The organism is Methylobacterium sp. C1 (genome assembly GCF_001854385.1).
In the GTDB taxonomy this organism is placed as follows: Bacteria; Pseudomonadota; Alphaproteobacteria; order Rhizobiales; family Beijerinckiaceae; genus Methylobacterium; species Methylobacterium radiotolerans.
Window position 1 is genome coordinate 2,105,144 of record NZ_CP017640.1, and the last position, 22,432, is coordinate 2,127,575.

Sequence of the window (22,432 nt, forward strand, 5' to 3'; positions counted from 1 at the left end):
CGGAGACCGGGACCGGCGGATCGGGCGATCCGCCGTCGGGCATCCCGCGCCCGCGTCGCGCGGCGGCCCGGACGGGGCCGCCGATCCAGGGCGGTGCGGGCCGGCCCGGCTTCCTCAGGCCGCCTTGTGGCCGAGCTGGATCGCCTTGGCGATCTCCGAACGCTTGGCGGCGTAGCCCGGTGCCACCATCGGGTAGTCGGCCGGCAGGCCGTACTTCGCCCGGTACCGCTCCGGCGTGAGGCCGTGCGCGGTGAGGTGGCGCTTCAGGGTCTTGTAGGACCGGCCGTCGATGAAGCTGATCAGGCCGTCCTGCTGGATCGAGGCCTCGATCTGCGCCGCCGTCGGGCCGGTCCAGCCCGGACCGGATCCCGAACCGCCGCCCTGCAGGACCGATATCGCCGTGTGCACTTGGTCGATCAGAACCGGCAGGTCTCCCACGCCCACCGCATTCCGGGACACGTAGGCCGCAACCAGTGATGCCGTGCACTTGATCAGGTCTGTGTTCGGGTCCGAGGTCTTTTCGTTCAAATCGATGGTGTTCATGGATCCCCCAGTACCGAGAGTCGAGGCATGGAAAACGGTGCATCGATAAAGCTGGAGGCTTGATCAGCTTTTACCGCCCAAGCATGCACCAAACTGCTTCGAGTCTGCCAACATTGGCGCGTAACTATACAAAAACTGACTATTTTGTCTACGGTTTATCTTAGGATGTTCTTTGAACATTTTCTGTTCTTGTGTGGCAACATGAGGTTGCTGCGCGCGCGGCCTGTCGCAAACTCTGCGCAGTTTCGGCATCCGGTCCGGCAGGCTGTCGGCGATGACTTCGAACGGCCGCACGATGACAGGCTGCAGGGGCGCGAATCAGGGGCGGAGACAGGGACCGATCACCGATGTGGCCCCGTTACGGGTCGATGGGGTCGCGGTCCTGCCGACCCTCGGTCGGGCGGCGCGCGGCGGGATTCCGGGCCCCGTCGCGGTTATCCGCGGGCGCTGGCGCCCGGAGCAGGCCGCGATTAACAAAGTTCTCAGGCAAGGCGTGGATCGTGCGCCCCGGGCGCTTCGCGAAACGCTCGCGTGTCGGGAGCCTCTCTCCGGCCGTGACGGCACGGCGGCATCCGTGCGAGAGGCTCGTCGACGCGCGCTTTCGAGGGCGACCCCTATGTCCGGACCCTGTGCGACCTCAATCCCGCGCGCGCTCTCCGCGCTCGAAGCGCCCGGACCGGGCGCCGCGGACGCGGTCGGCGGCCGGATGGCGCCCCTCTGGATGCTGCTCGTCGGCCGGGCCGCGGTCCGCCGCCACTGGCACCTGATCGTCGCCACCGGCCTGCTGTGGTCGTTGCTCGGCCTCCTGGTAGTGGTCGATTCCCTCGACGGCGCGCTCCACGTCCCGGACCGGTGGTTCGGCCTGATCCTCCTGGCCGAGGGCGTGAGCGCCCTCGTCGTCGGCGCGTCCGCGGTCGGCGCCGCGCGCCGCCTGCGCCTCGCCAAGGGCGCGCTGCTGTCGGTCATGGCCGTGCTGATCATGATGGCCACGCGGCACAGCACCTTCCTGCTCGCCATGATCTTCGGCGTCGCCTTCGTGGTCGACGGCCTCGTCCGGATCACGATCGCCGGCCTGCTGAAATTCGCCGGCTGGCGGATGTCGGTCGCCTTGGGCGGCCTCAGCATCGCCTTCGGCCTGTTCCATCTCCAGCCCTGGCCGACCTGGTACGCCGGCACGGTGGGCTACTGCATCGGCATGTTCCTGATCCTGAACGGCGCCAACCTCGCGCTGGTCGGGCTGCGCACCCGGCGCCTGGGCACCGCCGAGCCGGCCGCCGCCGCGACCGGCGCCGGCGCGACCGAGCCCGGCAGCCTGACGGTCTATGTCTGGACGCCCACCGGGCAGGCGACCACCCCGGCCGGCCAGCGGCTGATCCGGCGCTACGTCGCCTCCGTCGACAAGGCCGGGCGGTTCTCCACCGGCCACGCGGCCCTGCAGCAGGGCGACGACCTCTACGTCAGCCACTACCCCGCCGTGGAGATCGACCGCTCCCCCGCCAACCTGCGCTCGAGCCTGCGCGCGGGCCCGGAGAACGACGTGCCCGGGCGCTTCCTGCCCTCGCACGCCGCGGAGGTGGCGGATTGGTGCCCGGCCACGGTGGCGGTGACGCTGAACGGCATCGACGCCGCCCGGCTGCGGGCGTTCTGGGCGCAGTACAGCCGCGACACCACCTACAACTTCATCAGCCGCAACTGCTCGACCACGGTGGCGCGGGCGCTGGACATCGCCGTGGAGGGCGCGTTCAGCCGCGGCGGCCATCCCTGGCGGCAGCTCGCGGCGGCGCTGACCACGCCGGAATTCTGGGCCGCGGCCTTCCTGCGCAACGGGGCGCGGTCCATGACCTGGACCCCGGGTCTCGTCCTCGACTACACGCGGGCGCTGAGCGCCCTCGTGGATCCGGCCTCGCCGGTGCCGTCGATCGCCTGGAAGCGGGTCGGCTGGCGGCTCCTGCGCAACTGGCGGGCGCGGGACCTCGCGTCCCTGAGCCCGATCGCCCGGCGATCCTCCGTGCCGGGGGCCGGTCCGACAGAGGCCTGAGCGCGGCCCGGTCGGGACTCGGGCCGCGGCCCCCGCCGCTCACGGGTCCTTCACGGGTCCTTGCGGGCGGCGGCGGGGCGACCGGCGGCGAGATCGCCCGCGATGGCCTGCATCACCGCCAGCGTGTCGACCTCGTCCTGCTCGGCGCCGTGGTCGCTGAGCTTCACGATCACCGTGCCGGTCGCGCGATTGACGTAGATGTACTGGCCGTAGACGCCGATCGCCGAGATGTCGTCGTCCTCGCCCCCCGGCGCGTGCCACCACTGGGCCGAGTACTGCCAGCCGTCGACGTCGCGCCGGGCCGGGGTCATGATCCGCTCGATCCAGCGGCCCGGGATGATGCGGTGTTCGCCCGACCGGCCCTGGTCGGCCACCAGCAGGCCGAGGCGGGCGAAGTCGCGGGCCGTCGCGTTGATGCAGCAGAACGCCTTCTCGATGCCGCCGGGCCGGTCGAGGTTCCAGGTGGCGTCGGCCTGGGCGCCCATCGGCTTCCAGATCCGCTCCGAGAGGATGTCGGCCAGCGGCTTGCCCTCGACCCGGGCGAGGATCAGGCCGAGCAGCTCGGTGTCGATGCTGCGGTAGCGGCCCTTGGTGCCGGGCTTGAAGGCCAGGTGGGCGTTGTCGCGCACGAAGGCCGTGAGGTCGCGCGTCAGGTACATCCCGGCGGTGCCGGTCAGGGGGTGCCGGGGATCGTAGTTCTCCGGCACCGCGATCCCGCTCGCCATGTCGAGGAGGTTGCGCACGGTGATCTGACCGAACACCGCGCCGTTCCGCAACTCGGGCAGGAGCGTGGAGACCCGGTCGGCCTCGGCGAGCTGGCCCCGCGCCACCGCGGCGCCGACCAGCAGCGAGACGACGGACTTCGCCACCGACCACGAGGGAAACAGCGTCTCCGGTCCGGTGCCCGCGCGCTGCCATTCGTGGATCAGGACGCCGTCCTGCAGCACCAGGAACGCGTTGGTGTGGGTCGCGCCCAGCACCGTCATCAGCGGGACCGTCTTCCCCTTCCAGGGGACGCGGTCGAGGATCGGGCGCGGCCGCACCGGCAGGTCGCTCGCCCGGGCCGGGGCCTGGACGATCCGGCTCGGGAACCACGTGCCCACCGACGACGGCTCGATGACCGCGAGCGCCGCCAGGGTGACGGGGTCGGGGACGTTGATCAGCGCGGCGGCGGTCCAGGCGCAGCCGACGACGGCCGCGCCGCCCGCTGCCGTGATCGCGCCCCAGCGGCGGCCCCGGCGTGTGCGGGCCGGGGAATCCGGGATCGCCATGGACGCGGTCATGCTGGGTCTGTGTCGCTCTGGATCGTCGCGGTCGCGCGGCCGGCCCCGGGGCGGGACGGCGCGCGGTCACCATGATCAGGAGGCATTAACGAAAGCCCCAACCGGCCCTGGCACGGGGCCGGCCGGTCGCCGGCGCGGCGGCGGAGGGCCGGTTCGGAAATGTTCACGGATCTGTGGCCTTGTCTCCGGCGGCCGCCGACGTCCCGCGGCCGTTTCGACGCGGATCCGGGCCGGCCCGGCGCCGCCCCGTCCGCTCGGGCGTCCGACGCGAACCTGGTTCTACACGCCGCGACCGCCCGACTCACCCAGCCCGCGCAGCCCGAAAGTCCGCCGTGCCATGAATCCGTACCTGATCCTCGGGCTCGCCATCGGCGCGGAGGTGACCGCCACCCTGGCGCTCAAGGCCGCCGAGGGCCTCACCCGCCCCGGGCCGACGGTGATCGTGGCCCTCGGATACGGCACCGCCCTGTGGCTGATGTCGACCAGCATGGACATGCTGCCGATCGGTGTCGTCTACGCGATCTGGTCGGGGATCGGCATGATCGGCGCGGCGGTCGGCGGCGCGTGGCTGTACGGTGAGGCGATCAACCCGACGATGCTGGTGGGCATCGGGGTGATCGCCGTGGGCGTGACCATCCTGGCCGCCGGCCAGGGCCAGCACTGAGGCTCCGGGCCGGTCCCGAAACGGGACACTCTCGCCACATCCTCGCCGCGAACGTGCCGTCAAGCTTGGCCTTCGTCCGGTCGGAGCGGAACACCGCCCGGCGGGTCAGGCTGGAGGAGCACGGAGCGCGGATGCATGCAGGGTAGCGAGAGGACGAAGGTCGGTCCTGCACTGATCGTTCTGGCGGCGGCCGGGGGCCTGGGGGCCTGCAACACCGCCTCGCCGGTGCTCACGACGGGATCGATCCCCGACCGCAAGCCGCCGATGGTCGTCAGCGACGCCGAGCGCGATTGTCTCGGCCGCGCCATGTACTTCGAGTCGAACCGGAGCGACAGCGACGGGCTGGTCGCCGTCGGCACGGTGGTCATGAACCGGCTCGAGAACGCGATCTTCCCGGGCGGCATCTGCGCGGTGGTCGGGCAGCCGGGACAGTTCGCGCCGGGCGTCCTCACCAAGCCGATGCAGGAGAAGGATCTCCAGAAGGTCGCCGACGCCGCCGACGCCGTCCTGGCCGGCGAGCGGCACCCGAAGGTCGGGAAGGCGATGTTCTTCCACACCGCGGGCCACCACTTCCCCTACACGAACATGCACTACGTGGCCGTCGCCGGCGGCAACGCCTTCTACGAGAAGCGCGACAGGCGGACGGCCAAGCTGGAGAAGCAGGACAAGCCCGCGCAGCAGGATAAGCCGGCCACGCCTGCCCTTCCCGCGACCGCCCTGACCTTCGCGGCCGTACCCGCGCCGCCGGCCGCGAGCCCTTGATCGCGGCGGCCCGCGTCGCTCGCCGCGTCGCGGGATCCCGGCGGCGAGCGCCGGTCAGCCGGCCGCGGCATCCTCGGCGCGGCCCGCCCGCAGGGTTCGGGCCTCCTGCCGGGCGGCGGCCAGCACCCGCTGCCGGCTCACCGGCTCCCGCAGCGCAGCCCACAGACGGAGCAGCTCCAGCGTCGGCAGCGCGTCGCATTCCGGGGACGCGTCCCCGGATGTGTCCCCGGATGTGTCCCCGGATGTGTCCCCGGATGCGTCCCCGCACCCGGTGAAGAAGATCTCGACCGGGCGCCCCAGGGCCTCGGCCAGTCTCCCCAGCAGCGCGTCGGCCTGGACGGTCGGGATCATGGAGAATCCTGTTTCTGCGCGGACGGTCGAACCGGATCCTTACCTTTAAGTTGTATGCTCGGCATTCAACCAGGTTACTGCACCGCCATGTCCGACGACGACGGTTTTGACCGCATGGTGGAGGCGACCATCCTGGCCCATCAACTCGTGGCCGCGCACGGCACGGCGACGATGAAGCTCCTGTCCCGGTTGCTGCTCATGGACATCGGTACGGAGATCGCGGCGCGGCGCGACGCCGACCCGGCCGCCAACGACAATCCGGACGTCCGGGAGGATTAGAACCCGCTTCGCCGGCGTTCCGGTGGGACCGGGTCCCGACGGTTGAACCGGCCTGATCCGTAATCCTTCGGGCAGTGCAATGGAGCGGGCGGCAAATCTGTTGATCGGCCCATCGATCCGATCCGGCGGCATTTACAACGATGGATAACGGCCTAGCTTCTGGGTAGAAACTACCCACGAATCACGGATCCATCGCCGATGATCGCCAAACGGGTAGCACTCGCTGGTGCGCTCCTCCTGCTGAGCATCACGCCCTCGGTCTCCCAGCTGCGCCGTCCGATGACGTGTACGGTGGAGGCGTCGACCGGTCTCGATGCCGCCGCACCCGAAGGGGCGACACCGCAGCCCCACAAGGCCCGGACATTCTCGCTGGTCTCCAGCGGCGGCCTGCTGACCGTGATCTCGGCCGGACGTTCCGACTACTACGAGTGCCAGACGGCCTCGCCGCGGCTGAACGAGCGCACCCCGCGCAACGCGATCAAGTGTCAGAACGGCGTCTACTTCCTGCTGATCGATCTCAACAAGATGAACTTCGTCGAGGCGCAGCTCAATCCCGAGGACCGCAACGACGTCAAGGTCAGTTACGGGAATTGCCGGACCCTGTAGGGGCGTCGCCGCCGACCTAGTCCATGTGGATCAGGACGTAGGCGGCGGCGGCAACGGCCGTGAGGGTGAGGACGACCAGCAGCACCGTTTTCCCGGGCGGTCCCTCCGGTGGGTCTGAGGCGTCGGACATGCGGCTCCTCCAGGCCGGTCAGCGGACGGGGACGGCCGTCCCCGTCCGCTGACCGGCCGGTGACGGGGCCTGTGCCGAAAGGCCCCGGTCCTCCGATTGGTTCCCTGGCCCCGCCCCGGTCCGCATTCTGCGCCCGGCCTGGACGATCACCGGCAGAAATGCGCCGCGGCCGGCGTCCACTGGCCGAAACCCGTCGCGACCATGTTCGCCACGACCCGGCAGATGTAGATCTTCTGCGCCGCGTTGTTGTGCGGGCCGGCATGATAGCGCGCCACGGCCATCGTCCAGCTGCCCTCCCGCTGCTTCAGATCCCGGAGGAATTGCGTCGCGTAGTCCACGTTCGCGCGCGGGTCGATCATGGCCTCGACCGAGGCGAACTTGCCGCCGTGATAGTGGTGGTTGATCTGCATGCAGCCGAGATCGATCAGGCGCGCGCCCCGGCGGCGCGCCGCGGTGAAGTGGGCGAGCACGTCCTGGGGCCCGGTCGCGAAATAGGCCGCCCCTTCGATGTTCATGGCGTAGGGCTGGAGGGAGCCGCGCTTGCCGGTCTCCGTCAGGCCGACAGCGTAGAGCACGCCGAGGGGCACGCCGTAACGGGCCGAGGCACGGCCCATCTCGGCCTCGCACACGTTCCCGGCGACCGGGGCGGCGCTACAGATAAACGCCGCCGTCGCGAGGACGTACCGTCTCATCCGTCCGCTCCCCGTCGCGTCTGCTGATCGCCGGCCGCTGCTCCGCCCGCTGCCGCTCTGCCTGCCGCTGCCCGTCCTCGCCGTGGCCCGGCCGGGCACCGCCGTCGGTGAAGGCGGGTTGGCCCTGTGACGACGATCCGCCTGCGGAAGACCCGGCATCGGTCGGGCGAACCGGCCCGACGGTGATCTCGGCCCGGTAATGGGCCTGCTTGAGCAGTTCGGCGAGGATCGCCGAATCCCGATGCAGCATCGCCGCCGTCTCGGGACGCGAGGCGCGCAGATGGGTCTCGAGCTGACCGTCGGTGAGCCGCAATTCCACCGTGACGATCCCGAGGTTCTCCGGCCGAAGCTGGATCTTGAGAACCCGCAGCGGCCCGTCCGGAGCCGCGGGGATCGCCGGATCGGCGCTGACGCGGCCCTCCGGCCCGGCCGCGGCCGCGCGCTCGATCTCCTCCTTGATGGCCGCCGCGATCGTGGGCAGGGCGGCGGCGGGTTGGCCCGGATCGGACCCGGACCCGTTGCCCGCGCCCTGGACGGGGCCGCTCGGTGGCCCCTGGCGGCCGGTCGAGGCGAGGAGAATCCCGGCGATGCCGGAGCGGGGACGGTTGTCCTCGCGCGCCGCGGGGTCCCCCGGCCCATCGATCCCCGTCGCGGCGGTGCGGGTCACCGCATCGCCGCGACGGGGATCGGGATCGGCCTTGAGGGCCGCGATCGCCTTCGGCGCCGCGGCGGCGACCTTGTCGGCCAGCGCGATCCGCGCCGTCCGGGGCGCGGCGGCGGCCGGCTCCGCCGATCCGGGGCGGCCGGGGTGAAGCTGCGCGTCCGCCGCGGCCGGTAACGGGACCGTTGCCGGGGCCGGGGCCGCGGGGGCGCGCCGGACGGCACCGGGGAGGACGGGCCTGAAGTGAACCGCCCGGTCGAGCACCTCGACCTTCGGGGGGCTGCCCTGGAGGAGGCTGCCCGGGCCGGCCGCCTGGCCGTTCCCCACCCGGGTGAACTCCGGGACCGCGTCGGGGTCCGCGGGAGATGCGGCGGATGGGGCCGGTCCCGGGGCATCGGTCCCAGGTCCCGGGGGAGCGTCCGGAGCGGTCGACAGGACGGCGGTGCTCAGGATCTCGGCGAGCACCGCGGCGGCGGTGCCGGGATCGACCGGAGGCTGCGGCGTCCCGGGTGATGCCCCTGCCTCGGCCCTCGAGTCCTCCCCGGTCGCGCCGTCCGGTTCGCCCGCCTCGCCCGCGTCGGTCTCGGCGCGGGACCCGGTCGCACGCCCCGAGGCGGCGCGCATTACCAGATCGAAGGCGCTCTGCGTCCCCGGATCCGGGAGGGTCTGAAGGGCGCCCGCCGGATACGGGGACGGTGCGACGTCCCGGTCGGGTCTGGGAGCGGGTTTCTGGACCGCGGCGGAGATCGTGTTCACGGGGTCGCCTTGCTGAGCATCAGATCGATCCGGTCGATCGTGGCCTGCGCCTTCGGGATCAGGCTCGCGGGCCCGTCGGCGGGATCCCGCGCGGCCCGCGCCGGCTTCGAAAGGCTGTCGGCCTCCGGCAGGCCGGACCGGCCGGCGAGCCCGCGTCCGATCGCCCCGGCCGTCGACAGGGCCGTCTCGAGGAGGAGCTGGTCGCGGGCCGTGAGCTTGGCCCTGTCCAGGGACCGCAGCGTTCGCAGACCGGACTGGAACGTCGCCAGGTTCACGATCTCGGCGGCCGCCCGGTAGAGCTGGCCCTGGGTCGCCTCCGCGCTTCCGGGGGCGCAGAGTGCGAGAGCCTTCTCGCTGGCGCGAAGCGCCGCGGCCGTCTTGCCGGCCTGGATCGCCGTCTGGGCGACCAGGAGATACAGGTCGCGCCGGCTCTCGGGCCGGAGTTCGCTCAGGATCCTGTTGAGGGTCCCGAAGCGCCCCTCGTCGTGGCCGATATCGAACTGCGTCAACTGATAGGCCAGTCGCTGCCGGAAATTGCCCGCGTAGACCGAGTGCGGGAAGCGGCGCAGGTACTGGATCGCCAGCGCCTCGAACGTCTTCAGGTCGCCGATCTGACCGAGGGTGAAGATCTCGCGGCGCAGGGCGCCCTCCTCGGCCAGGGTTCCCGGCAGCAGCACCCGGACGCGATCGAGCAGGCCGATCGCCCGGGCCGGCTGGTCGGTCACGGCGAGCGACGCCTGCGTCAGGCCGACGGCGCCCGCCAGCGTCGGCGGCAGATCCGTCGTGTCGACATCCTGGAGCAGGCGCCTCGCCTCGGCCTCCCGTCCCTCGAGATAGGCGAGCGCGCCGCGCGCGAGCGTCGCTTCGGGCTCACCGAGGCCGTCCCGCGCCGTCAGCCGTCGCAGGACCGCCGGACCGCCGCCGCTCAGGGCGAACGTGATCGCGGACCGGAGATTGTTCCGGCGGCCCCAGATCTCGGGCGGGGCGGCCAGGAGATCCGCGTTGATGCGGGCGATCAGGAGCGGCTGGCTCTCGTGGGCGGCCAGGGAGCCGGCGGCGACCCGGTCCTGCAGCAACTGGAGCGTCCGCACCCACTGCACCGGATCGCCGGTCAGCGCCCGCGGCTCTGCGGCCGGGCCGGCCGGGGGGCCGGGCTCCGGCTCCGCGGCGACGGGGCCGGCTGACCCCGCGATGAGCAGGCCGAGTGCGGCCGCGACGATCCGGCCGATCCGGGAAACGCTCATCCTGGAGAGCCCTGCAGGAGGATCTCGATCCGGCGGTTCTCCGGAGCCTTCGGATCCGCGGCGTTGCGCGGCATCCGGTCCGCGGCGCCCTCGACGCGCCAGATCCGCGCTTCGTCGATCCCGGCCCGGGTGAGCATGTACGACGCCATGTGGGCGCGCGCGGTGGAGAGGCGCCAATTGTCGTAGACCTCCGAGCGGAAGGGGCGGCTGTCGGTATGGCCGCGGACGACGATCCGGCCCGGTCGCGCGGCGAGGGCCTTGGCGAGGCGCTCCATCGCGCGGACCGTCTCCGGCCGGGGTTCGGCCGAGCCCACCGCGAACATGCTGAAGTTGAGATCGTCCGTGACGTTGATCAGGAGCCCCTCCGGCGTCCCCTGCACCTCGACGCGGGGGCCGGACGTGCCGGGCGCCGGGGGCGGGAAGATCTTGGCGATCTCCGCCTTCAGCGCCGCCGCGCTCGCCACGCCCTGCCCGGAGGCCTGGGACGGCCCGTTCACCGGAGGCCCCTCGGCCCGGACCTCCCCGTCCCTGTCCGCCGGCGGTCTGGCATCCACGGGCGTCGGTCCCGCCGGCTTCGCCTCGCCCTCCCGGCCCGCGGCTTCGGCGCCGCGCGCGTCGGGCCTTGCCTGGCGCGGCGGGGGGGTGATCCCGTCCTGCGCGGTTCGCTCGGCCCTCGCGGGCGCGAGGACGTCCACCTCCCAATAGAGCGGGTCGAACGGATCGCGCGCCGCGTCCCCGCCGCGCCGTCCCGCCGCGCCGAGATCGCCGATCGCGGCGCTCTGAGGCTTGCCGGGCTCGACCTCCGCGGCGAGCTTGGCCAGCACGGAATAGGGGTCCTGGAACAGCTCCCGTTCCCGAGGCACCGATCCCGGCGGCAGGGGGGTGCCCTTGTCGCGCATGTCCGCGGTCCCGCCCGGCTCACCCGCCTTGCTGCCGGCGTTCGGATCGTTCGAGGCCGGCTGGGGATCGTTCACGCCCTTCCGGAGCGGCAGGGGCTCCGACAGGCTGATCGGATTGAAGTAGTTCGCGATGCTGGTCTTCGTCTCGTCGTTCGTGGCCTTGATCAGCCACAGGACCAGGAAGAGCGCCATCAGGGTCGTCATGAAGTCGGCGAACGCGATCTTCCAGACACCGCCGTGGTGTCCGTCGTCCTCGTCGGAGGCCCGGCGGACGACGATGATCTCGGGCGGATTGTTGGCCATGCTCAGAGATCCTCGACCAGCGCGGCGAGGCGCTCACCCCAGGCCTGGAGCCGCGTCTCGATCAGGGTTCCGTTCATCCGGATGCGGAGATCGGGGCGGCCGTCACCGACGATGGTGAGACGGCCGTGCGGCAGGTCGAGGTGCCGCGCGAGCGCCTCCGTGAGGTCCGCGGGCCCGGCGACCGTGACGGTTCCCACCCGCTCGTCCGCCGCGAGGGCCGTGAGCAGCGCGCGCACCTCGCGAACGGCTTCCTGCCAGAGGGCTTCCGTCAGGAACGGCCGGAGCGCCCGGGCCAGGCTCTCGGCGAGGCGCGCCTCCGAAGCCTGGATCTGCTCGGCGAGGGTGCTGGCCAGGACGGCCGCCTCCGCCTCGACCCAGCTTTTCCGCGTCTCGGCCAGCGCCGCCGCCGCGGCCTCCCGCTCGGCCGCGAGAGCGGCCTGCGCGGCCCGCGCGGCCAGGGCCTCCCCCTCCCGGCGCCCCTCTTCCCGCGCCGCCGCCGCGATCGCGTCGAGGTCCGGCGGCGCCGGCGGGACGGGAGCGGCGGAGTCCAGGCGCTTGGCCGCCAGGGCCGAGAGGGTGTTCGAGGAGCGCCGGCTCGTTCCCGAGAAGACGGCCCAGGCCGGAGGTGCGTCCGTCATCGCGCGACCTCCTCACGGGTCAGCCACTGCTTCAGGATGTTGGCGACCTGCTCCTCGTCGAGTTCGACCAGCTGCTCCAGCTTCCGGATCGGTGACCGCGCCATGTGCTCCGTCATATCCTCGATGAGGCTGGGCTCCGGCGATGTCCCGCCCTGCTCCGCCGACGGGCCGTCCAGCCCGCTCCCGGCACCCGGTGTCGCCAGGGCGAGCTCGGTTCCGGTCTCGGCCGGGCGGGCCAGGATGGCGTTGACGGCCGGCCGCAGGCCGAACCAGATGAGCAGGCACCCGACGATCAGGATCGTGGCCGCGTTGATCAGGGTCCCGGATTGCCGCATCAGCACGTCGGTGAACCCGAGGGCCGGCGCCGGCGCGAGGGGCTGACCCTCGTCGATGAAGCTCACCGCCGCGACCTTGAGCTGGTCGCCCCGCGCCCTGTTCACGCCGGCCGCCGAGGTCACCAACTGCTCGATCTCGGCGACCTGCGGATCGAGGGGCGGCGCGGTCCCGCCCTTCGCGCCGCCGGCGAGCGCCTCGAGGCGGGACCGGTTGACCAGCACGGCCACCGACAGGGTCTTGATCGAGTAGCCGTCGCTGACGGTCTGGACCGTCTTCGACGAGATCTCGAAGTTGGTCAGCTCCTCCCGGCGCTGGCTCTCCGCACTCGAGTTCTCGGCGCCCTCGGACCTGACGCGCTGATCGGGCAGGTTCTGCTGCGCGGTGGTGGGCTTCTGCGGAGCCCTGTTCTGCGAGCTGTCCGATTCCTTGATCGTCCGCAGCGAGCGCTCGACCTTCTGGTCGGGGTTGAAGATCGTCTCGTCGGTCTTGGTCTTGTCGGTGTTCAGGCGCGCGACGACGCTGACTTCGAAGTTGTTAGGCCCGAGATAGGGCGTGAGCGTCCGACGGATGTTGTCCTGGATCTCGCGATTGACGCTCTGCTCCAGATTCGCCAGGCGCCCGGCCGGCGCCGTCGTGGCGTCGTCTCCGGCGAGCAGCACCGTCCCATCGGTGTTCAGCACCGTCACCTTGTCGGGCTTCATCCCGGGTATGGCGGCGGCGACCAGCTGGCGGATCGCGGGGGCGACCGTGGCGTCGTTGGCCGGTTCCGTGCGCACCACCACCGAGGCCGAGGCGGGCTGCTGCTCCCGGCGGAACGAGCCGGGATCGGGCATGACGATGTGGACCCGGGCCGCCTTGACGCTCTTGAGAGTCTGGATCGTGCGGGCGATCTCGCCTTCCAGGGCGCGGACCCGCGTGATGTCCTGCATGAACGAGGTCAGGCCCAGGGAGCCCAGGTCGTTGAACAGCTCGTAGCCCGCCTTGCCGCTCTGCGGCAGGCCCTTCTCGGCCAGGAGCATGCGCGCCTGGGCCGTCTGCCCGTAGCTGACCAGCACCGAAGTCCCGTCCGCGCTGATATCGAAGGGGATGCCGGCATCCTTGAGCGCGGCGCCCATGCGGCTCACGTCGTCGCGGCTGAGGCCGGAATAGAGCGTCTCGCGCAGCGGCCGGCTCAGGTAATAGGCGCCCAGGCCGACCGCCAGGAACACGGTCAGGCCCACCAGCCCGAGGGCGATGAGGCGCCGGGGGCCGAGGTCCAGGATGTTGGTCCAGAGCTTCTGGAGGTGTTCGCGACCGGGCATCAGCAGGACTCGATATCCACCGCAGTGGCTCCGCCCCCGGATGGCGGATCAACCTTGCGCGAAGGTGGTGTTCCGTGAGGCGCGGCAAAGAAAAAGGCCGCGCACCCGAAGATGCGCGGCCCCGTCTAGCCCGATGGGCGAATGTTCAGACTGATCGGGAGGCCCGGATCAGTTGCGGAACAGGCTCAGGATCTGCTGCGTGTTCTGGTTGGCGATCGTGAGCGACTGGATGCCGAGCTGCTGCTGGACCTGAAGGGCCTTCAGCTTGGTCGATTCCTCTTCCATGTTGCCGTCGACCAGGATGCCGATCGAGGTGTCGTTGGCCTTGGACAGGGTGTCGGTGTAGTTCTGGAACGACTGCATCTGGGCCTTGAGCGAGCCGAGGTTGGACGCCACCGCGGTCAGGGCCGAGGAGATGCGCTCGACCATGGCGACGTAGGCGTTCACCTTCGACAGGTCGTTCGGCAGGACCGTCGAGATGTCCATCGTGTCGAAGTTGAGCGTGTAGGCCTTGAGGAAGCCGTTGTTGTCCGCGCCGAGGACGCCGTAATCCTTGTTCAGGATGCCGCCCTTGCCGTCATTGCCCACCTTGGCCGCGGCGTTCGCCGTGTTCCTCGCGGCGTTGTAGGTCGTCGTGGCCGTGTCGAAGGAAGCCTTGGCCGCGGTGTAGGCCGTGACCGCGGCGGTATCCTTGCCGCTGCTGTTGTAGGCGGCGAGGGCCGCGTCGTAGGACGCCTTGGCGGTGTCGTAGGTGGTCTGGACCGACCCCACGGTGGCGCTGGTGCCGTTGGTACCGGCCGTGGTCTTGACGTCGTACAGCTTGAGCTGGGCCGTATCGATGTCGGTGGTCGTCAGGGTGGGCTTGCCCAGGACGCGGGTGAAGCCCGAGACGACCTTGCGGATCGCCGCGTAGGTCGGCTGGCTGGAATCGACCGACAGCCAGCTCTCGCCCGCCTGCGACGCGTCGGCCGCGTAGGCGCGGAACCGGGAGATCGTCGCGTTGAGGTCGTTCTGGATCAGCATGCGGTCGACGCCGACGCCGGACGCCGTGGTCAGCTTCCGCTTCACCTCGGCGAGCTCGCCGACCATCGTGTTGAGGGCCTGGTAGGTGATGTTGACGACGCCCAGGCCCTGGCCGATCGAGTCCTTCACGGCGCCGAGCGAGGCGTTGTCCTGGCGGATCTGCGTGGCGATCGCCCAGTAGGCGGCGTTGTCCGAGGCGCCGGCGATCTTCAGACCCGTCGAGATGACGTCGTTGGTCTTGTCCAGGTTCTGGCCGATGAGCTTCAGCGTCAGCTGCGCCGTCATCGCGGCGTTGTTGGTGAACAGGCTCGACATGAGGATGTCCCTGAGAGAGGAAGTTACGTACGGGACATGCCGGACTCTCACCGGCATAACAGGGCGGCATCATGCCTTCGAGGTCGCCGTTATGGCTCAAGACCTCAACCTGTTATCGATCCTGCGCCGAAGGACAATCTCGCTTCCGGATTGACTGTTCGTGCTGCAGTCGAAGCGTAGATGGGGCAACGGGCGGCGGAAGTCAACTCCGACAGTCCGGCGTCGGAGACGTTTCTCGTCGGATCGGACTGTCGGAACATTTGAGTTTTCAAAAATATGACTTCACGAGTCCGCTGACGAGCATGTTCCATCCGTCGATTAAGACAAAAAAGAGGATCTTGAACGGTAGCGAAATCACGGTCGGCGGCAGCATCATCATGCCCATCGACATGACCAGCACGGCGATGACCATGTCGATGACCAGGAAGGGCAGCGCGATCAGGAAGCCGATCTCGAAGCCCCGGCGCAGCTCCGAGATCATGAAGGCCGGGATCAGGATCCTCAGGTCCGTCCGGCCGCCGTCCGGCGCCTTGGACAGGTTGGAAGCGGCGATCTCCGCGAAGGTGTCGAGATCCTTGGGGCGGACATGGGCCAGCATGAAGTCGCGGAACGGCGCGGTCACCTTGGCGAAGGCCTCCTCCTCGGTGATCCGGTTCTCGGTGAGCGGGCGGACGCCGTCCTGCCAGGCGCGGTCGAAGGTCGGCCCCATGACGTAGAATGTCATGAACAGCGACAGGCTGATGAGCACGAGATTCGCCGGTGCGCTCTGGAGGCCGAGGCCCGAGCGCAGGAACGAGAGCGCGACGACGAATCGGGTGAAGCTCGTCACCATCACGAGAAGCCCCGGCGCGATCGACAGCACCGTCATCAGCGCGATCAGCTGGATCATGCGCCCGCTGACCGAGCCGTTGCCCGGGGGCAGCACCTGGTCGAGGCTGAAACTCTGGGCGGTTGCCGCCGTGGCGACGAGGAGCAGCGGGCTCGCCAGAAAGACGCGACGCAGCATGGCGTGTGACCGATCCTGATATGCGTCGGCCACGCGCGCGGGCGACCGACCGGGCGCCCTACTGGACGACGAGCGTTTCGATGAAGAAGGTGCGGATCTGGCCGTTGCTGCGGATCTGCACGCGTTCCGTGAGATCCTCCCGCAGATGGCTCAGGCCGCTCGGGCCCTCGATCTGCGCGACCGAGAGTGTGCGCAGATAGCCCACGATGTCCTGCCGGATCTCCGCGACCATGGCCTGGGGATTGGCGAAGGTCCCGGGCCTGACGATCACGGAGGATTCGAGCCGGACCCAGACGTCGCCGGGGCCCGCGAGGTTGGTCACCACGGTGCCGAGGCTCGTGAGAGTGTCGTTCTCGGCGTAGGCCGTCACCGGCCGCACCTGCTCGTCCTGGGCCTTTCGCCGCTCGTCGAGGGCCTTCTCGACCCGCGCGATCATGTGGAGACCGCTCGCCGCCCCGACGCCGACCGCCAGGACCGTGAGCAGCGCGAGGAGCAGCAGCCAGCGCAGCCGCGCACGGCGTGTGACGGTGTCCGAGGCCATGGAGCGTGTCCGGATCAGAACGGAGAGACCAGGTCGTAGACCTGCTGGGCGACGGCCGGCTGCTGCACCTCCATGAGCCGCCCGCGACCGCCGTAGGAGACTCGCGCCTCGGCGATCTTGTCGTAGTCGATCGTGTTCCGGCGCGAGATGTCGCGCGGCCGGACGATGCCGGCGATGTTGAGGACGCGGACCTCGAAGTTGACCCGCACCTCCTGCGAGCCGCTGATCAGCATGTTGCCGTTCGGGAAGACGTGCGTGACGACGGCGGCCACGGAGAGCCGCAGCTGCTCCTTGCGGTCGATGGTGCCCTGTCCCTTGGTCGACGAGTTGCCGTTGACCTCGTAGTGGTTCTTCGATTCCGGCGTGAGGCCGAACAGGTCGAACTGGAGGTCGAGGCTCGTCTTGGCCCGCGAATCGCGCGACCGGTCGGTGGCGTTGTCGAACTGGGCCTTGTCGTTCATCGCGATGAGCACGGTCAGCACGTCGCCGACATTCTTGGCGCGCGGGTCCTGGAACAGGTCCGCGCTCTGCTGGGCCCAGGTCGAATGGTAGCCCTGCGCCTGCGACGCGACGGCGAGCGGCGGCACGGCGTCGTGGTTCGGATCGATGCCGAGGCCGACGGGGCTCAGGGCCGGCGCCCGGCCGATCTCCTGAACGGGTGTCGCGCAGGCCCCGAGGGTCGTGAGCGCCGCGATGGCAGCCAGCCGCTTCATCCTGATGTCTCGTTGTCCTGCGCGCGGCGCGCCCCGTCATCCGTGGGCGGCTCGGGCGACGCCCTGGAGGCGTCGTCGGGCCGGGAGGGCGCCAGCTTCTTCGGGGGCGTGTTGGTGATGACGTTGGCGAGGCGCGCGGCCCGGCCAGGCTCCATCTCGTTCAGGATGGCGCTGGCGATGCGGGCATCGAGGCGCGTCAGGATCGCGGCGGCGGCCTCGCTGTCCATGGCGGTCAGCTGCTGCGAGGCGGCCTCGGGCCGCATCCGGGCGTAGATGGCCGTGACGCTCTCGTCCGCCTTGGCGAGGAAGGCCTGCCGGCGCTTCAGCCACGCCTCGTATTCCGCGCGCTTGGCCTCCAGCTGACCGATCCGCACCTCGACGTCCTTGGCGAGCGCGGTCAGCGTCTCCTTCTGCCACGTGAAGCGGGCGTCGGCCGCGGCATCGGCGATGCCGGCACAGTACGTCGCCGAGCGGCCGCCCTCAGCCCCGGCCGGCTCCGCCGGCTTCTGCTGGGCCGAGGCCGGGGACGCGGCCAGGATGGCGGCCGCCGCGAGGGCGCGGCCGGCGCGGCCGCGCGGGCCGGCGGCAGCGGGGCGGTGCTTGCGGACCGGACGGATCATTGGATCACCAGCTCTGCCTGCAGGGCGCCGGCCGTCTTCACCGCCTGGAGGATGGCGATGACGTCCGTCGGCTTCATCCCGACATTGTTCAGGCCGCGGATCAGGGTCTGCAGATCGGGGCCCGCCACGATGGCGAGGCGCGCCGTCCGTTCGCCGGCCTCGATGTCGGTCCGGGGCACGACGGTGGTCTGTCCGTCGGAGAAGGGCGCGGGCTGGGAGACCTGCGGCGTCTCGGTGATGCGCACCGTCAGGTCGCCGTGCGTCACCGCCACGGTGGAGACCTGGACGTTCCGGCCGATGACCACGGTCCCGGTCCGCTGATCGATCACCACCTTCGCGGGGATGTCGGGCTGGACCTGCAGCTCGCCGATCTCGGCCATGAACCGGGTCCGACCCACGTGGCCGGGACGGGACAGGACCACCGTGCGGTAGTCGCGCGGGCTCGCCGCGCGCCGCCCGTACTTTTGGAGCGTGTAGGCGTTGATCGCGTCCGAGATCAGGACGGCGGTGTGGAAGTCCGGGTTCTTCAGCTCGAGCGCCATGCCGGGCAACTCGCTGAACGTGCCGGCGACCGCGCGCTCGACCAGGGCCCCGTTGGGGATCCGGGCCGCCGTGGCCACGCCCGAGACCAGCGATTCCGCCTGCCCGGTGACGCTGAAGCCGGAGACGACGAGCGCCCCCTGGGCGACCGCGTAGACCTGCCCGTCGCCGCCCGAGAGCGGCGTCATCAGCAGCGTGCCGCCGCGCAGGGAGGTCGCGTCGCCCATGGAGTTCACGGAGACGTCGACGCGCGACCCCGGCTCGACATAGGCCGGCAGATTGGCCGTCACCATCACGGCCGCGACGTTGCGGGTCCGGAGCCGCTGGTCGCGCACGTTGACGCCGAGGCGGTCGAGCATCGATTGCAGCGACTGTTCCGTGAACTGCGCGTTGCGCAGGGTGTCGCCGGTGCTCTGCAGGCCCGTGACGAGCCCGTAGCCGACGATCTGGTTGTCGCGCACGCCCTGCAGCGTGGCGATGTCCTTGATGCGCGTCGCCGACGCGGACGCCGGCCATAGCGCGAGGCCGGCGAGGAGCAGGAGGATCAGCGGGCGCATCACGGCTGTCCCGTCCGCACGCGGCCGTCCGGCTGGACGATGCCCTGGACGACCCGCCCCGTGGCGGCGTTCCGCACGTTCACCGCCTCGTTCACCGCCGCGTTCGCCAGGGCCGTGCCCACGGTCGAGATCGTGACGCCGTGCTCCTCGAAGACGATCACGGCCGGCGCGCCGCGGGTCACGAGCTTCGCCTCCTCCAGCGCGATCGACGGGATCGTCTCGCCCGGCAGGAGCGTCCGCCGCGCGATGCGACCGACCGCGCGGGCCGCCGTGTCGGCCACCGGCAGGCGCGGCCGGTAGCCCTCGGGGAACGCCTGCTCGCGCAGCATGGTCGGCTTGATGACGTCGCCCGCGTAGATCGTCGCGACCGGCACCGGCAGCATCTGTTCCGCCGCGATGGCGGGCCCGGTCGCCATGACGGCCGCCGCACGCGCCGCCAGTCCGGCCGCGCCGAGCGCCCGGACTCTCCGCGCCGCGATCTCCCCGGGGCGATCAACTCGGGTCATGATGTTATCGGATGCCCTTCGAGATCGTGCCGGCCATCTCGTCCGCGGCCTGGATCACCTTCGAGTTCATCTCGAAGGCCCGCTGGGCCGAGATGAGGTTCGTGATCTCCCGGACCGGGTCGACGTTGGACGTCTCGAGATAGCCCTGCTGGATCTTGCCGAAGCCGGGGTCGGCGGCGAAGCCGGTGACCGGGAGGCCCGAGGCCGCGGTCTCCCGGTACAGGCCGTTGCCCAGCGGCTCGAGACCGGCATCGTTGGTGAAGTTGGCGAGCTGCAACTGGCCGATCGTCTGCGGCAGTTGCTGCCCGTCGACCTTGACCATCACCTGGCCGGTCTCGTTGATCACCACGTCGATCGCGTTCTGCGGAATGATGATCGCCGGATCGACGCTGTAGCCTTCGGCCGTGACGAGGCGCCCGTCGGCGTTCTTGTTGAAGGAGCCGGCGCGCGTGTAGTTGATCTCGCCGTTCGGCATCGTCACCTGGAACCAGCCGCGGCCGTTGATCGCGAGGTCCAGCGGATTCGTCGTGTTGTTCAGCGGACCCTGCCGGTGCAGGTTCCGGATCGCCGTGTTGCGCACGCCGAGCCCGAGCATCGCGCCTTCCGGAATGGCCGACTCGCCGGCCTGGATCGGCACGCCCGCCGGGCGCTCGGCCTGGTAGATCAGGTCCTTGAACTCCGCGCGGGCCGCCTTGAACGCCGTCGTGTTCAGGTTCGAGATGTTGTTGGCGATGACTTCGACGTTCAGTTGCTGGGCATTCATGCCCGTGGCCGCGATGGCGAGCGCTCTCATGATCGGGTCCTTGCGCCGGAGAGGAATGGGATCGTGTCGGAACGTGCCGGCCCGTCGCCCGGGGGCCGGGACGTTGCCGGCGACGCGGGGGCGTCGTCAGATCGCCATGCGGACGATTTCCAGGTAGGCGGCGACGACCTTGTCGCGGATGGCGACCGCGGTCTGGAGGCTCTGCTCGGCCGACATCACCGCCTCGACCACCGCCTGGGTCGACGCCTTGCCCTGGATCCCGGAGATCGCCGCCGCCTCGCCGGTCTTCACCGTGTCGCGCATCTGTCCGGCGATCTGCATCAGGAGATCGCCGAAACCGGAGGCCGCGGCCGCGGGCGACGTCTGCCGAATCCCCGGCATGGCCAGGCCGAGCTCCGACGCGCCGAACACGGCATTCTTGTCGGACGTACTTGCGAGAGCGGCGAGGGACTGGATCATCACGGCCTCAGGAGTTCGATGATGCTGGCGACCATCGCGCGGGTCTGCTTGATCATCTGCAGGTTGGCCTCGTACGAGCGGTTGGCCTCCCGCATGTCGGCCATCTCGATCAGCATGTTCACGTTCGGCAGCTTGACGTTGCCGTCGGCGTCCGCCGCCGGGTTCCCGGGATCGTACTCGACCCGGAACGGCGCCTTGTCCTCGCCGATCTGGCGGATCGCGACGGCCGCGGTCCCGGAGGCGCGGTCGAGGGCCGTGCGGAACGTGATGGTCTTGCGGGTATAGGGATCCGAGCCGGCGGTCTGTCCCGTCGATCGCGCGTTCGCGATGTTCTCCGCGATGACCCGCAGGCGCTCGGATTGCGCCTCCATGCCGGAGCCCGCGATCCGCGAGGAGGCGGCCAGGGGATCGATCATTGGCCGGCCTTCGTGCTCAGGGCGAGCATCCGGTTGAACGCCTTGACCACGCTGCCGTTGAGGGCCTGATCGCGGCTCACCTCGCCGGACTTCATCAGCTGTTCCTCGATGCTGACCGAGTTGCCGGAATGGACGACATCCCATCCGCCCGAGGCGCTCGCCCGGGCCGGCCGCGCGCCGGGCTCGTCGAGCTCCAGGTGGCCGGGCCGGGTCGCCGCCATCGTCAGGACCGTCTTGTCGAGCACGTCCCGGAACGGCGTCAGGTCGCGCGCGCGGTACCCGGGCGTGTTGGCATTCGCGATGTTGCCCGAGATCACGGCCTGCCGTGCAGTCAGGTGCTGCAGCTGCCGGGACGCGAGATTGAACAGAAAGATGGGACTCATGATCCGTCGGTTTCCCGGCTTGGCAAAGTCTTCGGCAGGAACGATCCGTGCTTCGGGAGCATCTCTCCGCGCCGCGCGCCGGTTTCGTCGCCGTTTCCGGCGGGACGTTTTCCTGCCGGCGGATCTTTGCGCGTCCTGTCTTGTCCGAAGCTTGCGATGGCTGACCCCGGACGAAGGAGATCTTGCGCGCGCGTCGTGCTGCCCGCGGTGGCCGCCCGTGAGCGCCGACAGTGACGCGCCGTCCGGCGCGGACGCGGCCCCGCTGCCGCGGGCCGCGTCCGTGTCGGCACCGGCCTGCACGGCCGTCAGTTCACGAAGGCGTAGCCGAGGTAGCGCCGGACCTCGATCGGATCGAAGCTCAGCTTCTGGCGGAGCTTCTTGCGCAGCTTGCTGATGTGTCCCTCGATCACGCTCTCGTCCACGTCGCTCGTGAAGGCACCGTAGACAGCGTTGAACACCTGCTCCTTCGTCATCCGTCGCCCGCGGTTGCGGACCAGGAACTCGAGGATCTGCCGTTCGCGGCGGGGCAGCGTCATCTTCTCCCCGTCGATGTCGGGGTCGCGCCCGTCGAAGTACACCTTCAGCCGTGCGGACCGGTCGACCACTGTCGGGTCCTTCGCGGTCTCGCGCTGCGAGCGACGCCACACCGCCTCGGTTCGGGCGAGGATCTCCCGGACGTGGACGGGCTTGCGGACGACGTCGTCGATGCCGGCGCCGAACAGGTTCAGGGTTTCGTTCAGGCAGCGCGTCTCGATCATCGCGATGATCGGTGCGCGCGACCGCTTCTGGATCAGCTCCGGCAAGTCCGATCGCTGCGCGCAGTCGCCGAGCAGGAAGCCCTGGACGGCCTCGAGGTCGGTCGCGGGGGCGGTCTGCAGCCAGTCCTCGAAATCGTCTGCCAGCAATCCGACCGATGTTATGCCCTCTCGATTGAAGTTGGCCACGTATCCATCGGTTACAATCGGCCGCTCATCGACAATGACGTACATTGCCACAAGACTCCGTTTGAATTAATTGCTCTCCAGATGTGTTGCGTGATCTGGATCGAAGTTGTTTGCCTGGCTTTCATCCCATGGCTCAAGCATGAGATCAGGTCAACGGCCA

At 70.3% G+C, this 22,432-nt stretch carries 26 protein-coding genes; 5 read left to right on the forward strand and 21 right to left on the reverse strand.

Annotation, left to right across the window (positions count from 1 at the left end; genetic code table 11):
- Positions 1 to 114: 114 nt before the first annotated feature.
- Positions 115 to 543, reverse strand: a complete 429-nt coding sequence (locus BKE41_RS09685; RefSeq protein ID WP_012318650.1) for a MucR family transcriptional regulator — start codon at positions 541 to 543, stop codon at positions 115 to 117.
- A gap of 616 nt (positions 544 to 1,159) precedes the next feature.
- Between BKE41_RS09685 and BKE41_RS09690 the strand changes: the two genes are divergently transcribed.
- Positions 1,160 to 2,581: a DUF4105 domain-containing protein gene (locus tag BKE41_RS09690; RefSeq protein ID WP_012318651.1), complete on the forward strand. Its 1,422-nt coding sequence runs from the start codon at positions 1,160 to 1,162 to the stop codon at positions 2,579 to 2,581.
- 50 nt (positions 2,582 to 2,631) lie between these two features.
- Here the strand turns inward: BKE41_RS09690 and BKE41_RS09695 are convergent, their stop codons facing one another.
- Positions 2,632 to 3,864 carry a serine hydrolase gene (locus BKE41_RS09695; protein ID WP_070999253.1) on the reverse strand — a complete coding sequence of 411 codons (1,233 nt, stop codon included), beginning with the start codon at positions 3,862 to 3,864 and terminating at the stop codon, positions 2,632 to 2,634.
- 337 nt (positions 3,865 to 4,201) lie between these two features.
- Here BKE41_RS09695 and BKE41_RS09700 point away from each other — a divergent pair, with 337 nt between their 5' ends.
- Together BKE41_RS09700 and BKE41_RS09705 are read left to right on the forward strand one after the other, a co-directional pair.
- A complete protein-coding gene (locus BKE41_RS09700) occupies positions 4,202 to 4,528 on the forward strand; it encodes a multidrug efflux SMR transporter (protein WP_012318653.1) in 327 nt (108 codons plus the stop codon).
- Positions 4,529 to 4,663: 135 nt separating this feature from the next.
- Entirely contained in the window at positions 4,664 to 5,290 is a 627-nt protein-coding gene (locus tag BKE41_RS09705) for a cell wall hydrolase (protein WP_012318654.1), read from the forward strand.
- Between the two features lie 54 nt (positions 5,291 to 5,344).
- Here BKE41_RS09705 and BKE41_RS09710 read toward each other — a convergent pair whose 3' ends face one another.
- The gene (locus tag BKE41_RS09710; protein WP_070999255.1) at positions 5,345 to 5,641 is read right to left on the reverse strand and encodes a hypothetical protein; all 297 of its coding nucleotides are present in this window, start codon (positions 5,639 to 5,641) and stop codon (positions 5,345 to 5,347) included.
- A gap of 87 nt (positions 5,642 to 5,728) precedes the next feature.
- On the opposite strand from BKE41_RS09710, the gene BKE41_RS09715 reads away from it, so the two are divergent.
- Together BKE41_RS09715 and BKE41_RS09720 are read left to right on the forward strand one after the other, a co-directional pair.
- Positions 5,729 to 5,920, forward strand: coding sequence for a hypothetical protein (locus tag BKE41_RS09715; protein ID WP_012318656.1), 192 nt, complete (start codon positions 5,729 to 5,731; stop codon positions 5,918 to 5,920).
- A gap of 198 nt (positions 5,921 to 6,118) precedes the next feature.
- Positions 6,119 to 6,526: a hypothetical protein gene (locus BKE41_RS09720; protein ID WP_012318657.1), complete on the forward strand. Its 408-nt coding sequence runs from the start codon at positions 6,119 to 6,121 to the stop codon at positions 6,524 to 6,526.
- Positions 6,527 to 6,802: 276 nt separating this feature from the next.
- On the opposite strand, the gene BKE41_RS09725 is transcribed toward BKE41_RS09720, so the two are convergent.
- The 18 genes from BKE41_RS09725 to BKE41_RS09810 all read right to left on the reverse strand — a co-directional run bounded on the left by BKE41_RS09725 (position 6,803) and on the right by BKE41_RS09810 (position 22,317).
- Positions 6,803 to 7,348: a transglycosylase SLT domain-containing protein gene (locus BKE41_RS09725; RefSeq protein WP_012318659.1), complete on the reverse strand. Its 546-nt coding sequence runs from the start codon at positions 7,346 to 7,348 to the stop codon at positions 6,803 to 6,805.
- On the reverse strand, positions 7,308 to 8,765 hold the full coding sequence (locus BKE41_RS09730; protein WP_070999257.1) for a flagellar hook-length control protein FliK: 1,458 nt from the start codon (positions 8,763 to 8,765) through the stop codon (positions 7,308 to 7,310). The genes BKE41_RS09725 and BKE41_RS09730 overlap by 41 nt, the downstream gene beginning before the upstream one ends.
- Positions 8,762 to 10,009, reverse strand: a complete 1,248-nt coding sequence (locus BKE41_RS09735) for a chemotaxis protein (RefSeq protein WP_012318661.1) — start codon at positions 10,007 to 10,009, stop codon at positions 8,762 to 8,764. The genes BKE41_RS09730 and BKE41_RS09735 overlap by 4 nt, the downstream gene beginning before the upstream one ends.
- A complete protein-coding gene (locus tag BKE41_RS09740) occupies positions 10,006 to 11,211 on the reverse strand; it encodes a MotB family protein (RefSeq protein WP_063110215.1) in 1,206 nt (401 codons plus the stop codon). The genes BKE41_RS09735 and BKE41_RS09740 overlap by 4 nt, the downstream gene beginning before the upstream one ends.
- Positions 11,212 to 11,213: 2 nt before the next feature.
- Positions 11,214 to 11,849 (reverse strand): hypothetical protein, encoded by a 636-nt coding sequence (locus BKE41_RS09745; protein WP_070999259.1) that lies wholly within the window; start codon positions 11,847 to 11,849, stop codon positions 11,214 to 11,216.
- Entirely contained in the window at positions 11,846 to 13,486 is a 1,641-nt protein-coding gene (gene fliF, locus BKE41_RS09750; RefSeq protein WP_070999261.1) for a flagellar basal-body MS-ring/collar protein FliF, read from the reverse strand. Before fliF ends, BKE41_RS09745 begins: the two co-directional genes overlap by 4 nt.
- Before the next feature lie 168 nt (positions 13,487 to 13,654).
- The gene (locus tag BKE41_RS09755) at positions 13,655 to 14,824 is read right to left on the reverse strand and encodes a flagellin (protein WP_024830411.1); all 1,170 of its coding nucleotides are present in this window, start codon (positions 14,822 to 14,824) and stop codon (positions 13,655 to 13,657) included.
- Positions 14,825 to 15,092: 268 nt separating this feature from the next.
- Complete coding sequence (gene fliP, locus BKE41_RS09760) at positions 15,093 to 15,830, reverse strand: flagellar type III secretion system pore protein FliP (protein ID WP_012318666.1); 738 nt, start codon at positions 15,828 to 15,830, stop codon at positions 15,093 to 15,095.
- Positions 15,831 to 15,888: 58 nt separating this feature from the next.
- Positions 15,889 to 16,371 (reverse strand): flagellar basal body-associated FliL family protein, encoded by a 483-nt coding sequence (locus BKE41_RS09765; RefSeq protein ID WP_012318667.1) that lies wholly within the window; start codon positions 16,369 to 16,371, stop codon positions 15,889 to 15,891.
- 14 nt (positions 16,372 to 16,385) lie between these two features.
- Positions 16,386 to 17,084 carry a flagellar basal body L-ring protein FlgH gene (flgH, locus tag BKE41_RS09770; protein ID WP_012318668.1) on the reverse strand — a complete coding sequence of 233 codons (699 nt, stop codon included), beginning with the start codon at positions 17,082 to 17,084 and terminating at the stop codon, positions 16,386 to 16,388.
- Positions 17,081 to 17,704: a MotE family protein gene (locus BKE41_RS09775; RefSeq protein ID WP_012318669.1), complete on the reverse strand. Its 624-nt coding sequence runs from the start codon at positions 17,702 to 17,704 to the stop codon at positions 17,081 to 17,083. Before BKE41_RS09775 ends, flgH begins: the two co-directional genes overlap by 4 nt.
- A complete protein-coding gene (gene flgI, locus BKE41_RS09780) occupies positions 17,701 to 18,801 on the reverse strand; it encodes a flagellar basal body P-ring protein FlgI (RefSeq protein ID WP_012318670.1) in 1,101 nt (366 codons plus the stop codon). Before flgI ends, BKE41_RS09775 begins: the two co-directional genes overlap by 4 nt.
- Positions 18,801 to 19,307 carry a flagellar basal body P-ring formation chaperone FlgA gene (flgA, locus tag BKE41_RS09785; protein ID WP_070999263.1) on the reverse strand — a complete coding sequence of 169 codons (507 nt, stop codon included), beginning with the start codon at positions 19,305 to 19,307 and terminating at the stop codon, positions 18,801 to 18,803. The genes flgI and flgA overlap by 1 nt, the downstream gene beginning before the upstream one ends.
- A 4-nt stretch (positions 19,308 to 19,311) precedes the next feature.
- Positions 19,312 to 20,100 carry a flagellar basal-body rod protein FlgG gene (gene flgG / locus BKE41_RS09790; protein ID WP_012318672.1) on the reverse strand — a complete coding sequence of 263 codons (789 nt, stop codon included), beginning with the start codon at positions 20,098 to 20,100 and terminating at the stop codon, positions 19,312 to 19,314.
- Positions 20,101 to 20,196: 96 nt separating this feature from the next.
- Complete coding sequence (locus tag BKE41_RS09795; RefSeq protein WP_024830407.1) at positions 20,197 to 20,529, reverse strand: flagellar hook-basal body complex protein FliE; 333 nt, start codon at positions 20,527 to 20,529, stop codon at positions 20,197 to 20,199.
- Entirely contained in the window at positions 20,529 to 20,945 is a 417-nt protein-coding gene (gene flgC / locus BKE41_RS09800) for a flagellar basal body rod protein FlgC (RefSeq protein ID WP_012318674.1), read from the reverse strand. Before flgC ends, BKE41_RS09795 begins: the two co-directional genes overlap by 1 nt.
- Positions 20,942 to 21,328 carry a flagellar basal body rod protein FlgB gene (gene flgB, locus BKE41_RS09805; RefSeq protein ID WP_012318675.1) on the reverse strand — a complete coding sequence of 129 codons (387 nt, stop codon included), beginning with the start codon at positions 21,326 to 21,328 and terminating at the stop codon, positions 20,942 to 20,944. Before flgB ends, flgC begins: the two co-directional genes overlap by 4 nt.
- Positions 21,329 to 21,633: 305 nt before the next feature.
- The gene (locus BKE41_RS09810; protein ID WP_012318676.1) at positions 21,634 to 22,317 is read right to left on the reverse strand and encodes a response regulator transcription factor; all 684 of its coding nucleotides are present in this window, start codon (positions 22,315 to 22,317) and stop codon (positions 21,634 to 21,636) included.
- Positions 22,318 to 22,432 lie beyond the last annotated feature (115 nt).

Excerpts from the sequence above, each read along its gene's own strand:
- fliF (WP_070999261.1), bottom strand. The coding sequence starts at position 13,486 with ATGCCCGGTCGCGAACACCTCCAGAAGCTCTGGACCAACATCCTGGAC.
- flgC (WP_012318674.1), bottom strand. The coding sequence starts at position 20,945 with ATGATCGATCCCCTGGCCGCCTCCTCGCGGATCGCGGGCTCCGGCATG.
- BKE41_RS09705 (WP_012318654.1), top strand. The coding sequence starts at position 4,664 with ATGCAGGGTAGCGAGAGGACGAAGGTCGGTCCTGCACTGATCGTTCTG.
- BKE41_RS09740 (WP_063110215.1), bottom strand. The coding sequence starts at position 11,211 with ATGGCCAACAATCCGCCCGAGATCATCGTCGTCCGCCGGGCCTCCGAC.
- flgH (WP_012318668.1), bottom strand. The coding sequence starts at position 17,084 with ATGAAGCGGCTGGCTGCCATCGCGGCGCTCACGACCCTCGGGGCCTGC.
- BKE41_RS09725 (WP_012318659.1), bottom strand. The coding sequence starts at position 7,348 with ATGAGACGGTACGTCCTCGCGACGGCGGCGTTTATCTGTAGCGCCGCC.
- flgI (WP_012318670.1), bottom strand. The coding sequence starts at position 18,801 with ATGCGCCCGCTGATCCTCCTGCTCCTCGCCGGCCTCGCGCTATGGCCG.
- BKE41_RS09710 (WP_070999255.1), bottom strand. The coding sequence starts at position 5,641 with ATGATCCCGACCGTCCAGGCCGACGCGCTGCTGGGGAGACTGGCCGAG.
- flgA (WP_070999263.1), bottom strand. The coding sequence starts at position 19,307 with ATGACCCGAGTTGATCGCCCCGGGGAGATCGCGGCGCGGAGAGTCCGG.
- BKE41_RS09695 (WP_070999253.1), bottom strand. The coding sequence starts at position 3,864 with ATGACCGCGTCCATGGCGATCCCGGATTCCCCGGCCCGCACACGCCGG.
- fliP (WP_012318666.1), bottom strand. The coding sequence starts at position 15,830 with ATGCTGCGTCGCGTCTTTCTGGCGAGCCCGCTGCTCCTCGTCGCCACG.
- BKE41_RS09755 (WP_024830411.1), bottom strand. The coding sequence starts at position 14,824 with ATGTCGAGCCTGTTCACCAACAACGCCGCGATGACGGCGCAGCTGACG.
- BKE41_RS09720 (WP_012318657.1), top strand. The coding sequence starts at position 6,119 with ATGATCGCCAAACGGGTAGCACTCGCTGGTGCGCTCCTCCTGCTGAGC.
- BKE41_RS09765 (WP_012318667.1), bottom strand. The coding sequence starts at position 16,371 with ATGGCCTCGGACACCGTCACACGCCGTGCGCGGCTGCGCTGGCTGCTG.
- BKE41_RS09745 (WP_070999259.1), bottom strand. The coding sequence starts at position 11,849 with ATGACGGACGCACCTCCGGCCTGGGCCGTCTTCTCGGGAACGAGCCGG.
- BKE41_RS09810 (WP_012318676.1), bottom strand. The coding sequence starts at position 22,317 with ATGTACGTCATTGTCGATGAGCGGCCGATTGTAACCGATGGATACGTG.
- BKE41_RS09715 (WP_012318656.1), top strand. The coding sequence starts at position 5,729 with ATGTCCGACGACGACGGTTTTGACCGCATGGTGGAGGCGACCATCCTG.
- flgG (WP_012318672.1), bottom strand. The coding sequence starts at position 20,100 with ATGAGAGCGCTCGCCATCGCGGCCACGGGCATGAATGCCCAGCAACTG.
- BKE41_RS09795 (WP_024830407.1), bottom strand. The coding sequence starts at position 20,529 with ATGATCCAGTCCCTCGCCGCTCTCGCAAGTACGTCCGACAAGAATGCC.
- BKE41_RS09700 (WP_012318653.1), top strand. The coding sequence starts at position 4,202 with ATGAATCCGTACCTGATCCTCGGGCTCGCCATCGGCGCGGAGGTGACC.
- BKE41_RS09775 (WP_012318669.1), bottom strand. The coding sequence starts at position 17,704 with ATGATCCGTCCGGTCCGCAAGCACCGCCCCGCTGCCGCCGGCCCGCGC.
- flgB (WP_012318675.1), bottom strand. The coding sequence starts at position 21,328 with ATGAGTCCCATCTTTCTGTTCAATCTCGCGTCCCGGCAGCTGCAGCAC.
- BKE41_RS09690 (WP_012318651.1), top strand. The coding sequence starts at position 1,160 with ATGTCCGGACCCTGTGCGACCTCAATCCCGCGCGCGCTCTCCGCGCTC.
- BKE41_RS09685 (WP_012318650.1), bottom strand. The coding sequence starts at position 543 with ATGAACACCATCGATTTGAACGAAAAGACCTCGGACCCGAACACAGAC.
- BKE41_RS09735 (WP_012318661.1), bottom strand. The coding sequence starts at position 10,009 with ATGAGCGTTTCCCGGATCGGCCGGATCGTCGCGGCCGCACTCGGCCTG.